The following is a 406-nucleotide window of genomic DNA, read 5'->3' as shown; positions in this document are numbered from 1 at the left end:
TGTAGAAAAGTGCAGGAATATTAACCTGCTTCCCATCGACTACGCATTTCTGCCTCGCCTTAGGGGCCGACTCACCCTGCGCCGATGAACGTTGCGCGAGGAAACCTTGGGCTTTCGGCGGGGGGGCTTTTCACCCCCCTTATCGTTACTCATGTCAGCATTCGCACTTCCGATACCTCCAGCAAGCCTTACGACTCACCTTCACAGGCCTACGGAACGCTCCTCTACCGCGTACAGATCAAAATCTGTACACCCCGAGCTTCGGTGCATAGCTTAGCCCCGTTAAATCTTCCGCGCAGACCGACTCGACCAGTGAGCTATTACGCTTTCTTTAAAGGGTGGCTGCTTCTAAGCCAACCTCCTGGCTGTCTATGCCTTTCCACATCGTTTTCCACTTAGCTATGAC

At 53.4% G+C, this 406-nt stretch carries 1 rRNA gene; it reads right to left on the bottom strand.

Annotation, left to right across the window (positions count from 1 at the left end):
* A 23S ribosomal RNA gene (locus tag ACPYOD_RS19170) occupies nucleotides 1-406 on the bottom strand; the annotation flags it as partial.

It is taken from the genome of Luteibacter sp. HAY1-4A, from assembly GCF_056755355.1.
The sequence above is the reverse complement of the archived record's forward strand: the minus strand, read 5'-3'. Positions and strand labels throughout refer to the sequence as shown.